We start from the raw sequence: 12,557 nt of genomic DNA, 5'->3' as shown, positions 1-12,557 counted from the left end.
CTTATTTTACTGCGGTCGAAGTCCCGTCGGCATGCCACTTGAATACGCCAAATTCGAAGCCTTTCAGATCACCTTTCTCGTCCCAGCTCAGGTTGCCCATTACCGTTGGCACAGCAGCGCCCTCTTTCAGATTCTTCACGATGTCTTCAGGTTCGGCGCTCTTGCTGCGTTCCATACCGGTCGCCAGCGATTGCAGCGCCGCATAGGTAGTCCAGACAAAGGGGCCGGTTGGGTCCAGTTTCTTCGCTTTCAATGCATCAACGACAGGCTTGTTGGTTGGAACCTGGTCGTAGCGCTTCGGCAGGGTTACCAGCATACCTTCGGAGGCTGCGCCGGCAATATTAGACAGTGAGGCGTTGCCCACACCTTCTGGCCCCATAAACTGCGTTTTCAGCCCTGATGCACGCGCCTGTCGTACGATCTGGCCCATCTCTGGGTAATAACCGCCGAAGTAGACGAAATCGACGGTATCTTTTTTCAGGCGAGCCACCAGCGTAGAAAAATCTTTATCGCCCGCAGTGATGCCTTCAAACATCACGATATTGGCTCCGGCTTTCTTCAGGCTGTCCTGGACAGAACGCGCCAACCCTTCACCATATTGCTGCTTGTCATGCACGATAGCGATGCGCTGAGGTTTGATTTCGCTCAACACGTATTTAGCGGCGGTGGGACCCTGATCTGAATCGAGGCCGGTAGTGCGCATAATCAGCTGGTAGCCACGCGAGGTTAAGTCTGGCGCCGTTGCGGCTGGGGTGATCATCAGTACGCCTTCGTCCTCATAAATATCAGACGCAGGCTGGGTGGAAGAGGAGCAAAGATGACCGATTACGTAGCGGATACCGTCGTTTATCACTTTGTTGGCAACGGCGACCGCTTGCTTCGGGTCACAGGCATCGTCATATTTTACGGCGACCAGTTTGTCGCCGTTAATGCCGCCTTTGGCGTTGATGTCCTCAATCGCCTGCGTTGCGCCGGCAAACTGCATGTCGCCATATTGTGCAACCGGGCCCGACATCGCACCCACAATGGCCACTTTAATATCTTTTGCCAGCGCCGCGTGGCTCATTGCCAACGCAACACATCCCGCTAATAATGCGCGACCTTTCATTTTCATCCGAACTTCCCCATCTGTTGTGTCGTGTTTGTTGTGACTGGCTTTATTTTCTGCCAGATAAGCGTGAAAACTGATTTAGTAATAATGAGTTAGCAGCGCTTTTTGGCATTTATAATTAATAAGGCTTTATTTTTCAGCTTATTAAACAGGAATTTTCTTCTTTAAATCAACTGACACATTCAGAAAAGGGAGGGTTAAGCAGCATAATAAGCTGGATGCAATGGCCAGTTTTCCACCGTTTTTCCAGCGCGTTATGCTGGTTTATTTATCAGCCATGCCTGTTTATAACTATCATTCTGGCGTTAAGGCCAGTTATTGACCTGTTTTATGCAGAAAAAACTGTCAACGCCCTGACGGTATAATTTCGCTACACTTTCCTCTTTTAACGAGTACAGGTGTTGGTTATGAAACTCACCATCCTGCGTTTAACGGCGTTCACGCCGCAGGACCGCATTGATTTAGCCAAAATCTGGCCGAATCAAAATATCGAACAATTAGAGCAGGCGCTGAGCGAAACCTTGCGTCTTTATGCGGCACGCTTTAATGATCGATTGCTGGCGGCGCTGCAACTTGAAATTTCTGGAACTCATGGAAAAGTGCATCACCTTGAAGTGCGGGAGGCAACACGACGACGTGGGGTAGGCAAATATTTACTGGAAGAAACCATGTCGCAGAACGGGTCGCTGGCAGACTGGTGGATAGTGGATGACGGCAGCGACGATCAGTCGGTGCGGGCAGCGTTTATGCAGGCATGTGGATTCAGGGCACAATCCGACGGTTGGATAAAGTAAATCACAGGCAACAAAAAGGGCGACATTTTGTCGCCCTTCATCTTTATGCTTCGATCGCCATACGCAGTTTTTTCATGGCGTTCTTTTCAAGCTGTCGGACACGTTCTGCCGACACGCCGTATTGATCGGCTAATTCCTGCAGGGTGGTTTTGTTGTCTTCGTCCAGCCAACGCGCACGGATAATATGCTGGCTGCGCTCATCAAGACCTTCCATCGCGTAGCTCAGCTTATCGGCTGCGTGCGAATCCCAGTTGTCCTCTTCAATGCCATCAGCAAAGTCAGAGGTTTTATCTTGCAGATACAGCACCGGTGCCATGGATTTGCCTTCACCGCTTTCATCATCGGCAGACATATCAAAGGTCATATCCTGTGCAGCCATACGCGATTCCATTTCACGCACATCTTTACTGCTCACGCCCAGTTCACGCGCGACCATTTCAACTTCATCCTGGTTAAACCAGCCCAGACGCTGCTTGGTTTTACGCAGATTAAAGAACAGCTTGCGCTGTGCTTTAGTGGTAGCGACTTTCACGATACGCCAGTTACGCAGCACGTATTCATGAATCTCGGCTTTAATCCAGTGCACAGCAAACGACACCAAACGTACACCTACTTCAGGATTGAAGCGACGCACCGCTTTCATCAAGCCGATGTTACCTTCCTGAATCAGGTCAGCCTGCGGTAAGCCGTAACCGGAGTAATTACGAGCGATATGAACTACAAAGCGTAGGTGAGACAGGATCAGCGTCTTAGCTGCATCCAGATCGCCCTGGTAATGCAGCCGTTCAGCCAACGCTTTTTCCTCTTCTGCCGACAGCATCGGCCAGACATTGGCAGCCCGAATGTATGACTCCAGGTTACCAAGAGGAGCAATAGCTAAAGTTTGCATTTCTTTGGTCATTCAAACCCTCACAGAATAAGTGGAATTGCTGCACAGTTTCTTGCGCAGACGTTACAGTATGTCAACGTCGTCGGAAATCCGAAAGCAATCTGTGCTACTTATTGGACGTCAAAGTTATCCACAAGTTCAATATTATCGGTGCATATTTTACACACAGATAATCAGAAAGGAAGCGGCAGAAGGATCCTCTGCTTTCCGCTTTCGACAGCAGAGGATCATTATAACAAAAAAATGTTGCAGGCGTTTACTGGGGCGTAAAACGACGTAAATGTTGTACTGTTGCCAGCCAGGCCGCGATCCAGCCAATAATGGTGGCAATCAGCAATAACAGTAGCGCTTCATCCCATGAAAAGCCTTTCAATGAGAAAGTCGTACCAAATACGGCAGCAACGTGGGCGACGACCGTTTGCAGCCGCAATACCAACACTTCCGACAAAATCAGTGACAATACCGCCCCGCTAAAACCCAATAACGCGCCGCCATATAAGAAAGGTCGCAGGATAAAGCCGTCGGTTGCGCCAATCAGTTTCTGCACATTAATGGTGTCGCGCCGGGCAAAAATGCTGAGACGCACGCTGTTACCAATTACAAGAAACACCGCGATGATCATCAGGATACCAATCATTGAGGCGATCTGGCCGACTAATCCGGTTAACGCCGCGAGCCGGGCAAACCAGCTATCATCCATGCGAACTTCATCAATCCCCTGCACTTTTGACACGCTATCACGCAGATTTTGCATGGTGTCTGAATTTTGGAAGTTAAGCTTCGGGGTGATAATAGCCACCGCAGGCAGCGGATTTTGCTCCAGCATGTCCATTGCGCCGCCAAAACCAGACCAGTTACGGAATTCGTTCAGCGCTTCTTCACGGGTCAGATAATTAACGTTATCTACGCCATCAAGCTGTTTGAGCTGGGCCACGACGTTTTCCGCCGCGCTATCGTCCAGCGTCAGCCTTTAGAAAAATAAACCGTCAGTTGCGGCGCGGGATACCACTGCGTTGCCGCCTGGTTTACGTTTTTCCAGACCATATAACAGACGCTTGGCAAGGTCAGGGAAATCGCAATCACCATGACTGTTAACAGCGTTGCCAGGGGCTGACGCCACATATCCGACAGCGTGCCGCGCAAAGCATAACGCCATTGTTCCTGCCAGCCGCCTTTCAGCGCTTTGCTTTTAGAAGGCTGCTTCGCTTTTGGCGCCGCTGGGCGTTTATTGCGTTTATTGACCATCGTGGCCTCCGTGCAGGCGTCCCTGATTCAGCGTCATTACGCGATACTGACGACGCGCGATCAGGCCGCTGTCATGCGTTGCCATCAACACCGTTACGCCTACGCGATTAAACTCTTCGAACAGTCGCAGAATATCTTCCGACAGCGCATCGTCAAGGTTACCGGTTGGCTCATCCGCCAGTAATACCGCAGGCTTGTTGACAACTGCACGCGCAATGCCAACGCGCTGTTGCTCACCACCGGAAAGCTGGATAGGAAAGCTTTTTGCTTTATCAAGTAAGCCCACTTTATCCAGCGCCGCTGATACGCGACGCCGAATATCCTCGCCGCTGGCGCCTGAAATGATGAGCGGAATCGCGACGTTTTCATAAACTGACCGATCCATCAGCAGATGGTGATCCTGGAAGATCATCCCGATCTGACGACGCAGAAAGGGAACTTCGCTGTTGCGCAGACGGGAAATGTCATGACCGCTAAACCAAATTTGTCCCGCGCTCGGACGCTCAATGCCGCATATCAGCTTCAATAACGTACTTTTACCGGCGCCAGAATGGCCGGTCAGGAACGACATTTCGCCAGGGCGCAGATGGAAATCCACGCCCTGCAACGCCTGACGTCCACCGAGATATGCCTTACTGACCTCTTCAAAGCGAATCATCCCAATTAGTCCTCTCGGGCAAACAGTGCCTCAATAAAATCGTCAGCCTTGAATGGCCGTAAATCTTCGATGCCTTCCCCGACACCGATATAGCGTATCGGAATACCGAACTGATCGGCTACCGAGAAAATAACGCCGCCTTTGGCAGTGCCATCCAGCTTGGTAAGCGCAATGCCGGTTAAACCTACCGCTTCATTAAACAGTCTGGCCTGACTTACGGCGTTCTGTCCGGTACTGGCATCCAGCGTCAGCATCACCTCGTGGGGCGCTGAATCATCCAGTTTTTTCATCACACGAGTAATTTTCTTCAGCTCTTCCATCAGGTGCGATTTGTTTTGCAGGCGGCCTGCGGTATCAGCGATTAATACATCAAAGCCGCGCGATTTAGCCGCCTGAATAGCGTCAAAAATTACCGAGGCGGAATCTGCGCCAGTGTGCTGTGCAATAACCGGAATATTGTTGCGCTGGCCCCAAACCTGCAACTGCTCTACGGCAGCAGCGCGGAAAGTATCGCCCGCCGCCAGCATCACTGATTTGCCTTCGGCCTGATATTGGCGAGCCAGTTTACCGATGGTGGTGGTTTTACCTACGCCGTTTACGCCAACCATCAGGATAACGAAAGGAGTCTTATCGGTGACGTCCAGCGGCGCATCCACTTTTTCCAGAATATTAGCCATTTCCGTTTTCAGCAGACCATACAGAGCCTCAGCATCGCGCAACTGTTTGCGGTTCGCCTGCTGAGTCAAATTAGTGATGATGCGACGCGTGGTTTCCACACCGACATCCGCAATGAGCAGCTGCTCTTCAAGCTCTTCGAACAGATCGTCATCAATTTTCTTGCCGCGGAATAAGCTGACAAAACCAGACCCCAGGTTTTGACGGGTTTTAACCAGGCTGCGCTTCAATCGCGCAAAAAAGCCCTCTTTGGTCGGTCGTTCCTGTTCATGCGTGATTATCGGTGCCGCTGCTAGCGGCAGATCGCTCACCGTATCTTCCGGCTCGGCGATGTCTGCTTCTTCGATAATTTCCGCCTCTGCCAGCACCAGCGCTTTCTGCTCTTTATCGCTGAACGGCGCGTCGACGTTGGCTTCTTCAGCGTCAACCCCGCTCGTCGGAGCGATTTCAGGCTCAGGTTCGACTTCAGGCTCGGCTTTAACCGCTTCAGGGACCGCCAGAATATCAGGTTCAGCCGTAACTGACGCAGGCTCGCCTTCCGCTTCGCGTTGCTGTCCGGCCACCGCTTCGGTAATGGCGACAGTCTCTTCCGCTTCCGCTTCGGCCTTGTTGATTGCCGGGGATAAATGTTCCGGCTGCTGTACTTCCGGCTCGGCAGGCTGCTCTTGCGTCTCCGCCGAGGGTTGTACTTCCGGCTCGACAGACTGCTCTTGCGTCTCCGCCGAGGGTTGCTTTTCTTCCTCTTTGCCAAATCCTAGCCAGGAAAAAAAGCCACGTTTTTTCTCTTTTGCCATTGTGTGACGACACTCCTCGATGGCTTTATCCTGGTCGCGTGTTGTTCCCAGGGGTAAAATCAGTTGTGGTATTAAGCGCCAGACGGGCGTAAAACCGCAGAATTATGCATGACATCAGCAACTCCGTAGTCTAACACTTTCCAGCCAGCTCACCACAGCACCCTTTTTTAACGTTTCTTCTCATCGTTTCGCCCGTTAAACTACGCAACAAATTATGACGAGTTGTGAGCAAAATGATTAAAAACTCCCGCAATACGGGCGGCGCCGGACAAATCCGCATTATTGGTGGCCAATGGCGCGGACGTAAATTGCCGGTGCCGGACAGCACCGGTCTGCGCCCCACCACCGATCGCGTGCGCGAAACGCTGTTTAACTGGCTGGCCCCCATGATTCAGCAAGCCAACTGTCTGGACTGTTTTGCTGGCAGTGGTGCGTTGGGTCTGGAAGCGCTATCGCGCTATGCTGGCTCGGCAACCTTGCTGGAGCTGGAACGGCCAGTGGCGCAGCAGCTGGAAAAAAATCTGCAAACCCTGCGTGCCGACAATGGCAAAGTGATTCACACTAACGCGCTTAGCTGGCTGGCACAGCCGGGTAAACCGTTTGATGTCGTATTTATTGATCCACCGTTTCGTCAGGGCTTGCTAGCGCAAACGCTACAGTTGCTGGAGCAGAACAACTGGCTGACCGATGAAGCCTTGATTTACGTTGAAAGTGAAGTGGAAAATGGCACACCGCCAGTACCCGCTAACTGGAATGTATATCGCGAGAAAATCGCAGGCCAGGTGGCTTACCGTTTGTATCAACGTCAACAGGGAGACGTATAATGTTACTGAATTTGGGACGCCTGTTGATGCTGTGCGTTTGGGGATTTTTACTGTTCAACGTGGTACACCCGTATCCGAAACCGCTGACCTATTTTATTAATGTCGCCCTGTTTTTCATGATCATGATGCACGGCCTGCAACTGGTGCTGCTGCGCGCGACACAAACCAAAGATGCACCACCCATTGATCGGGTAACCCAGGCGAAAGTTTTCCTGTTTGGGGTGTTCGAACTGGTGGCCTGGCAAAAGAAAAATTTTCCGGGAAAATAATCAGTAGCGGGCGGAAGGCCCGCTTTTTATGGTACGGGTGTAAAACTCACAAAACGTGAACCCTGCATTTTCAGCTCGCCTTTCGATCCCTTATCCATTTGATGGTAATCATTTTCCTTCACCTGCACTTTAATATCGCTTGCCCCATTTAGTGGGTGAAACCAGGCTTCGTAACGCATCTCTTCACCGGCGATGACTTCACGCTGGCGTGAACGACGATTCGGTGCCGGAAACTCGCGTTTGGTTTTCACTTCTACCGTTAAACTACGGATCGGCGAGGCATCATTCACGGCGGCTTCACGCCGTTGCTTAATAAACTGACGGGTCGCCAGTATGGCGATAATGGCCAAGACGATAAAAAAGAGTAGCGGTGGTTTGCTCATATTTTCGCTCGTTCTTCAGGGAGTAAGGGATTCATTGCGCGGGCAAGCATACAACCAGAGTTGCCTGATTGTCACATCGTCGAGGCATAACCTAAACTGGGATCGACATTTTGGGAACATTCACCATTTTTGGTTAAAAGGGAGAAACAATGCTCTGGTCTTTCCTCGCGGTACTTTTCTCCGGCTGGCTGTATGTGGATGCTTCATATCGTGGTCCACAATGGCAACGCTGGCTGTTTAAACCGGTTACGCTTCTGCTGTTGGTTGGCCTGGCATGGCAAACACCAACGCTTCACACAACCGACTATCTGATCCTCGCCGGTCTGGTTGCTACATTGGTTGGCGACGCTCTGACGCTGCTGCCGCGCCAGCAGATGTTATATGCGCTGGGGGCCTTTTTTCTTTCACATCTGCTTTATACCTTAAGCTTTGCCGCTAACATGACGATGAGCTTCTTTTGGCCGATCCCGCTGGCCTTGCTGATTATTGGCGTGGTGGTGATCGCGGTTATCTGGAGCAAACTGGCCGAGTTGCGCTGGCCGATATGTACGTTTATTGGCATGACGCTGGTAATGACCTGGATGGCAGCCGAGCAATATTTCTTCCGTCCAACCGATTACAGCTTCTCCATCGTAGTCGGTGCCAGCCTGCTCCTGCTGGCGAATATTATCTGGTTTATTACTCATTATCGCCGCCGTTTCAGCGCCGATAGCGCCATTATCGCGGCCTGCTATTTTGCCGGTCATTTTATGATCGTCCGTTCACTGTGGCTTTTCTGAAGAAAAATGCGCAGCGCGGCGTCATCAGCCTGAAGGTATTCCAGCGCGAAGCTGCGATATATCTTCAGGACGTTCCGCGCGCGCAGATGCAGCTGCAAATGCGATAGCCCAGCGATAGATGAAGTTGACAGGTTCGGGCACCACTACGCTGGTGACGACGAATGCGCTGCTGTGTTCGCGCTTTTGAACCCATTCATCGCGGCAGGTTGTCCGTTAATCACCCAGCCCTTTCTGAATCAGATATTGATAGGGCAGCGTTTCGATTTGCTGCGCCAACAGGCGATGCTCCATAAAACGGCAAAAGCCGGGTATATCCCGCGTTGTTGCGGGATCGTCGGCGATAATCAGCAACGTTTCGCCCTCCTGCAAATTTCGCACGGTTTTACGCACCATCATCACCGGCTCTGGACAGCGCAGGCCGCAAGCATCAAGCTGATGATCGGCAGAGTTAAAAACATCGCTCATAGTGGACTCGTTTCCGGTTTGGGGCACTTATTCTAGCGTGTCAGTAAGCCGACGCAAGGCGATAACGATCGCGTTAAAATTAACCATTGCATAAATAGTACAACACGGTAAGATGCCGCCGTTTTTTCAATCTGTTTAACGGCAAGATAGTGCTAATCACTGTCCTGCAATGGGTTCCCTCACCCCAACACTAAAAAGGCTTACTATGCTCGCATTCTCTTCGCGTCAGCGTATGCACGCGCTGTTTTGGCTGTCACTGTTTCATCTGCTGGTGATCACCTCCAGTAATTACCTGGTACAGCTACCGGTTTCCATTTTTGGTTTTAACACCACATGGGGCGCCTTTAGCTTTCCGTTTATCTTTCTCGCTACCGATTTAACCGTACGCATTTTTGGCGCTCCCCTGGCACGCCGTATTATTCTGGCGGTCATGATCCCATCGCTATTTATCTCTTATGCGGTTTCCTGCCTGTTCTACCAGGGTGAATGGCAAAGCTGGGCCTCACTGGAAGCAATGAATCTGTTCGTGGCACGCATCGCCTGTGCCAGCTTTATGGCTTACGCGCTCGGTCAGATCCTGGATGTTCACGTATTTAATCGTCTGCGCCGCCTGCCGCAGTGGTGGATTGCCCCCGGTTGCGCGATGTTCCTCGGTAATACCAGCGATACGCTGGCCTTCTTTTTCATCGCTTTTTATAAAAGCCCCGACCCGTTTATGGCGCAGCATTGGGTTGAGATTGCCTTGGTGGATTACAGCTTCAAGGTGTTGATCTGCATGGTGTTCTTCCTCCCTGCTTATGGCGTGCTGCTGAATGCCGCCCTTAAGCGCCTGACTATGCGCATGAATAGCAGCCAAGTTAATTTCGGCTAAACGGAAATAGAGCCTTTTGCCACAACACGCTAAGATCTTCTGACAATCATCAGGTTGCGTTTGCAGCCTGATTCCTGTTGTATAAACGCCTGTCTGAGAATTTAAAAAGGGATTCTGATGCGTAACGTAGTGAAATATGCGGGGATTGGTTTACTGGTTTTAGGCTTAGCCGCCTGTGATCAGAAAAAAGACGAAGCGGCGAATGACAATGGTGTGAGCGCCAGTCAATCCAGTCAAACCGTCACGCTGATGGACGGTAAGCTGAGCTTCTCGCTGCCGCCAGGCATGTCTGATAAGAGTGGTAAGTTGGGCAATCAGACCACTAACATGCATGTCTATGCCGATGAAAGCGGCGCGCGTGCGATTATCGTGATTGCGGGTGACACAACCACTGACGGGCTGGATGTGCTTTCGCAGCGCATGGAGCAGCAGCAACGCAACCGCGATCCACAATTGCAGGTGGTATCAAACAAATCCGTTACGCTGAACGATCAGACAGCGCAGCAACTGGATACGGTGATTTCTGCAAACAACCAGACCTCCTGGTCGTCGGTGATTCTGGCGAAATTGGACGGCAAACTGGTGACGATGCAGATTACGCTGCCGGGTGAGAATCAGCAGCAGGCACAGAGCGATGCCGATACCATCGTAAAAAGTATTACGTTGAAATGAGGTAAGGCGGGTTACGGCCCGCCCGAACGGCTTTGTGATTCGGACGCGCAACGGCGCCCGAATCACGCTTTATCCGCGCGCAGCACGCCAGTATTCAATGAGACGCAGGTAGTTGCCTTTCACCACATCAATGAGCGCCTGATCATCCAGCTCGCCTTGCAACCACTGACGTGACGGCTGACCAAAAATGGTGCGGCCCACTGCGAAACCTTTCACCCACGGCGCTTGTGCGGCGGCGGCAAAACCGGTTTTAAGTTTCTCTTCCGGCGCATCCAGACCCAGCAGCAGAATGCCACGGCAATGCGGATCTTGCTGTTCAATCAGGCCGCTGATTGCCTGCCAGGTTTCTGCTGACATCGGAGGCAGTTTCCACCAGTCTGGCTGGATCCCCATGCTATAGAAATGGCTGAGCATATCCAGATAGTAAGACTCTTTGTGGTCCGGGTTACTCTCGGGCAGAATCACTTCCAGTAACAGTTCATGTCCGCTCTTATTACAGCCTCTCCACACGTCAAGGAGCAGATCATCCTGTTCTTTACGCAGTTCAGCGCTGTCGTGCGGATGATAAAACACCAGGCATTTCACTACGTGTTCAGCCGGCCAGTCGATCAGTTGCGAACCGATGTTACCGTGCTCCAGACGCAGTGGTCGCGAGCTGGGTAACTCAATCGGGCGACCAATCCACCAGTTTTTACCGGTGATAGCATTCAGCGCTTTCTGACCATAAGTGGTGTCTGCCAGGATGCCGCTTTTGTTCTCCAGACCCGCTTCCTGTGCCGCCTCTTCTGCCGCTCGCAGCAACAGCACTTTCAGCTGTGGAATTTTGCTCTCATCCACGCCAGCCTCACGCGCCATATCGGCCAGCTGCTTCCGGTGATCAAAAGCAAAAACATTCAGTTCTGGCCATTGCTGTTTACGCGTAGTGACGCGATGTAGGTGATTCAGACGGCTGTCAAGATCGGGCCGTTTCACATCGTTATCACGGCTGAGAAAGTCATCCAGCTCGGCTTTGGTCGGCATGGCTGGCGCGCAGCCGTGGCGAGAAACAACTAACGCGCCGCAGGCATTGGCATAACGACAAGCCTGCTCCCAGCCTTCATCGTTCAGCCAGCCGCGCAGCAGACCCGACATAAAGGCATCGCCTGCTCCCAGCACATTCAAGACTTCTACCCGCACGCCCGTATGCAGTCTGGTCTCTTCCCAGCTATCCGGGATGTTTCCTTCAAAAACAACACAACCCATCGGGCCACGCTTACAAACCAGAGTGGCCTGGCTGGCCTGCCGTACATTTTTCAAGGCGGTCAGCGTGTCAGTGCTGCCACCGGCGATATGAAACTCTTCTTCAGTGCCGACGATCAGATCAAAATAGTGCACCACTTCCTGTAACTGCTGGGTGACCTGAGCCGACTCAATAAAACGCGTTTCACCGTCACCCAGTGAAGTTAGCCCCCATAGAACCGGGCGATAATCGATGTCCAGCGCGGTACGCAGGCCGTTGCGCTTTGCAATATCCAGCGCTTTCAGCACCGCTTCACGGGTTTGCGGATGCGACAGATGCGTTCCGGTCACCGCCACGGCACGAGAAGAAGTAATAAACGCTTCGTTGATGTCTTCCGGCACCAGCCCCATATCGGCGCAATTATCACGGTAGAAAATCAGCGGAAAGGTCTCTTCATCTTTAATCCCCAGGATCACCATACCGGTGAGACGTTTCTCATCCGTGATCAATCCGTCAGTATTACAGCCCACGCGCTGCAGTTCCTCACGCAAGAAGCGACCGTTATGCTCATCACCCACGCGTGCCAGCATGGCGGATTTCAGCCCCTGAATCGCGGTGCCATACGCCACGTTCCCCGAAGAACCGCCGAGATATTTGGCGAAAGAGGTGGTATCCTCCAGCCGTGCGCCAATTTGTTGGCCATAAAAATCAACGGCGATGCGTCCAATACAAATCACATCAAGCCGCTTCTGCTGTGTACTCATACCTGTGGTTTCCTTCTGTGATAAGCAAACACTGTCGGCGAAAAGCCCGGTGACGCGCGCTTTGCTTCGGGATCTCAAGTTGTCTGACTGGTTATAACTGAAGTATGGGGAATGAAAATTTCAATTTCAATATGAAATGAAATAT

At 51.8% G+C, this 12,557-nt stretch carries 13 protein-coding genes and 1 pseudogene; 6 read left to right on the top strand and 8 right to left on the bottom strand.

Annotated elements, in window-relative coordinates:
• Nucleotide 1 precedes the first annotated feature (1 nt).
• Nucleotides 2-1,114 carry a branched-chain amino acid ABC transporter substrate-binding protein gene (locus QRY16_RS11075; RefSeq protein WP_289776610.1) on the bottom strand — a complete coding sequence of 371 codons (1,113 nt, stop codon included), beginning with the start codon at nt 1,112-1,114 and terminating at the stop codon, nt 2-4.
• 404 nt (nt 1,115-1,518) lie between these two features.
• Here QRY16_RS11075 and panM point away from each other — a divergent pair, with 404 nt between their 5' ends.
• Nucleotides 1,519-1,905, top strand: coding sequence for an aspartate 1-decarboxylase autocleavage activator PanM (gene panM, locus QRY16_RS11070; RefSeq protein WP_193404396.1), 387 nt, complete (start codon nt 1,519-1,521; stop codon nt 1,903-1,905).
• A gap of 43 nt (nt 1,906-1,948) precedes the next feature.
• Here the strand turns inward: panM and rpoH are convergent, their stop codons facing one another.
• The 4 genes and pseudogenes from rpoH to ftsY all read right to left on the bottom strand — a co-directional run bounded on the left by rpoH (nt 1,949) and on the right by ftsY (nt 6,166).
• Complete coding sequence (rpoH, locus tag QRY16_RS11065) at nt 1,949-2,806, bottom strand: RNA polymerase sigma factor RpoH (RefSeq protein WP_215845353.1); 858 nt, start codon at nt 2,804-2,806, stop codon at nt 1,949-1,951.
• 244 nt (nt 2,807-3,050) lie between these two features.
• A pseudogene (gene ftsX / locus QRY16_RS11060) lies at nt 3,051-4,039 on the bottom strand (permease-like cell division protein FtsX).
• A complete protein-coding gene (gene ftsE / locus QRY16_RS11055) occupies nt 4,029-4,697 on the bottom strand; it encodes a cell division ATP-binding protein FtsE (RefSeq protein WP_193404393.1) in 669 nt (222 codons plus the stop codon). The pseudogene ftsX and the gene ftsE overlap by 11 nt, the downstream one beginning before the upstream one ends.
• Nucleotides 4,698-4,702: 5 nt before the next feature.
• On the bottom strand, nt 4,703-6,166 hold the full coding sequence (ftsY, locus tag QRY16_RS11050) for a signal recognition particle-docking protein FtsY (protein WP_289776609.1): 1,464 nt from the start codon (nt 6,164-6,166) through the stop codon (nt 4,703-4,705).
• 233 nt (nt 6,167-6,399) lie between these two features.
• Between ftsY and rsmD the strand changes: the two genes are divergently transcribed.
• Complete coding sequence (gene rsmD / locus QRY16_RS11045; RefSeq protein ID WP_193404391.1) at nt 6,400-6,990, top strand: 16S rRNA (guanine(966)-N(2))-methyltransferase; 591 nt, start codon at nt 6,400-6,402, stop codon at nt 6,988-6,990.
• A complete protein-coding gene (locus QRY16_RS11040) occupies nt 6,990-7,259 on the top strand; it encodes a DUF1145 family protein (RefSeq protein WP_193404390.1) in 270 nt (89 codons plus the stop codon). Before rsmD ends, QRY16_RS11040 begins: the two co-directional genes overlap by 1 nt.
• 26 nt (nt 7,260-7,285) lie before the next feature.
• Here the strand turns inward: QRY16_RS11040 and QRY16_RS11035 are convergent, their stop codons facing one another.
• Nucleotides 7,286-7,642 carry a DUF2500 domain-containing protein gene (locus QRY16_RS11035; RefSeq protein WP_193404389.1) on the bottom strand — a complete coding sequence of 119 codons (357 nt, stop codon included), beginning with the start codon at nt 7,640-7,642 and terminating at the stop codon, nt 7,286-7,288.
• 149 nt (nt 7,643-7,791) lie between these two features.
• On the opposite strand from QRY16_RS11035, the gene QRY16_RS11030 reads away from it, so the two are divergent.
• A complete protein-coding gene (locus QRY16_RS11030) occupies nt 7,792-8,421 on the top strand; it encodes a lysoplasmalogenase (protein WP_289776608.1) in 630 nt (209 codons plus the stop codon).
• A 213-nt stretch (nt 8,422-8,634) separates the two neighbouring features.
• On the opposite strand, the gene tusA is transcribed toward QRY16_RS11030, so the two are convergent.
• Nucleotides 8,635-8,886, bottom strand: coding sequence for a sulfurtransferase TusA (tusA, locus tag QRY16_RS11025; RefSeq protein ID WP_193404387.1), 252 nt, complete (start codon nt 8,884-8,886; stop codon nt 8,635-8,637).
• 205 nt (nt 8,887-9,091) lie between these two features.
• Between tusA and QRY16_RS11020 the strand changes: the two genes are divergently transcribed.
• Nucleotides 9,092-9,757, top strand: coding sequence for a 7-cyano-7-deazaguanine/7-aminomethyl-7-deazaguanine transporter (locus QRY16_RS11020; RefSeq protein ID WP_289776607.1), 666 nt, complete (start codon nt 9,092-9,094; stop codon nt 9,755-9,757).
• Between the two features lie 117 nt (nt 9,758-9,874).
• Complete coding sequence (locus QRY16_RS11015) at nt 9,875-10,429, top strand: DcrB family lipoprotein (RefSeq protein WP_289776606.1); 555 nt, start codon at nt 9,875-9,877, stop codon at nt 10,427-10,429.
• A 69-nt stretch (nt 10,430-10,498) separates the two neighbouring features.
• Here the strand turns inward: QRY16_RS11015 and QRY16_RS11010 are convergent, their stop codons facing one another.
• The gene (locus QRY16_RS11010) at nt 10,499-12,412 is read right to left on the bottom strand and encodes a bifunctional 5-dehydro-2-deoxygluconokinase/5-dehydro-2-deoxyphosphogluconate aldolase (RefSeq protein WP_289776605.1); all 1,914 of its coding nucleotides are present in this window, start codon (nt 12,410-12,412) and stop codon (nt 10,499-10,501) included.
• Nucleotides 12,413-12,557 lie beyond the last annotated feature (145 nt).

Origin of the sequence: Mixta mediterraneensis (assembly GCF_030283135.1) — a bacterium.
Taxonomy (GTDB): domain Bacteria; phylum Pseudomonadota; class Gammaproteobacteria; order Enterobacterales; family Enterobacteriaceae; genus Pantoea; species Pantoea mediterraneensis.
This window is presented reverse-complemented; position numbering and strand designations above follow the sequence as displayed.

Excerpts from the sequence above, each read along its gene's own strand:
- ftsY (WP_289776609.1), bottom strand. The coding sequence starts at position 6,166 with ATGGCAAAAGAGAAAAAACGTGGCTTTTTTTCCTGGCTAGGATTTGGC.
- QRY16_RS11010 (WP_289776605.1), bottom strand. The coding sequence starts at position 12,412 with ATGAGTACACAGCAGAAGCGGCTTGATGTGATTTGTATTGGACGCATC.
- QRY16_RS11030 (WP_289776608.1), top strand. The coding sequence starts at position 7,792 with ATGCTCTGGTCTTTCCTCGCGGTACTTTTCTCCGGCTGGCTGTATGTG.
- QRY16_RS11040 (WP_193404390.1), top strand. The coding sequence starts at position 6,990 with ATGTTACTGAATTTGGGACGCCTGTTGATGCTGTGCGTTTGGGGATTT.
- rsmD (WP_193404391.1), top strand. The coding sequence starts at position 6,400 with ATGATTAAAAACTCCCGCAATACGGGCGGCGCCGGACAAATCCGCATT.
- panM (WP_193404396.1), top strand. The coding sequence starts at position 1,519 with ATGAAACTCACCATCCTGCGTTTAACGGCGTTCACGCCGCAGGACCGC.
- QRY16_RS11075 (WP_289776610.1), bottom strand. The coding sequence starts at position 1,114 with ATGAAAATGAAAGGTCGCGCATTATTAGCGGGATGTGTTGCGTTGGCA.
- ftsE (WP_193404393.1), bottom strand. The coding sequence starts at position 4,697 with ATGATTCGCTTTGAAGAGGTCAGTAAGGCATATCTCGGTGGACGTCAG.
- QRY16_RS11035 (WP_193404389.1), bottom strand. The coding sequence starts at position 7,642 with ATGAGCAAACCACCGCTACTCTTTTTTATCGTCTTGGCCATTATCGCC.
- QRY16_RS11020 (WP_289776607.1), top strand. The coding sequence starts at position 9,092 with ATGCTCGCATTCTCTTCGCGTCAGCGTATGCACGCGCTGTTTTGGCTG.
- tusA (WP_193404387.1), bottom strand. The coding sequence starts at position 8,886 with ATGAGCGATGTTTTTAACTCTGCCGATCATCAGCTTGATGCTTGCGGC.
- QRY16_RS11015 (WP_289776606.1), top strand. The coding sequence starts at position 9,875 with ATGCGTAACGTAGTGAAATATGCGGGGATTGGTTTACTGGTTTTAGGC.
- rpoH (WP_215845353.1), bottom strand. The coding sequence starts at position 2,806 with ATGACCAAAGAAATGCAAACTTTAGCTATTGCTCCTCTTGGTAACCTG.